Annotated in this window: 1 protein-coding gene; it reads left to right on the forward strand. The window is 37.8% G+C overall.

What is annotated here, in order from left to right; translation table 11 throughout:
* The coding region (locus tag SB717_RS34370) for an L-lactate permease (RefSeq protein ID WP_410907324.1) at positions 1-336 on the forward strand (336 nt) is incomplete at both ends.

The following is a 336-nucleotide window of genomic DNA, read 5'->3' on the forward strand; positions in this document are numbered from 1 at the left end:
GTCATTTGGAGCCAAAGTTTCTTTAAGGCATTATTCGCTCCAGGAGGGGCTTTAGCAAGTCTTGTATTTAAGTTTGAAATTCCAGGTCTGCATAATCTAGTAATGAAAGCAGAGCCGATTGTAAATAAACCAACGCCTTACGAGGCAATTCTGAAGTTTGATGTATTATCAGCAACCGGAACGGCGATTTTAATTGCTTGTATCATTTCCATGTTTATTTTGAAAATGAATGTAAAAGATGCAGTAGTGACATTTAAAGAATCGTTAAGTGAATTAAAAATGACAATTCTATACATCAGAGTCGTCCTAGGGTCTGCGATCGACGCAATCCCGAGT

The organism is Priestia sp. SIMBA_032 (genome assembly GCF_046535215.1).
Classification (GTDB): Bacteria; Bacillota; Bacilli; order Bacillales; family Bacillaceae_H; genus Priestia; species Priestia aryabhattai.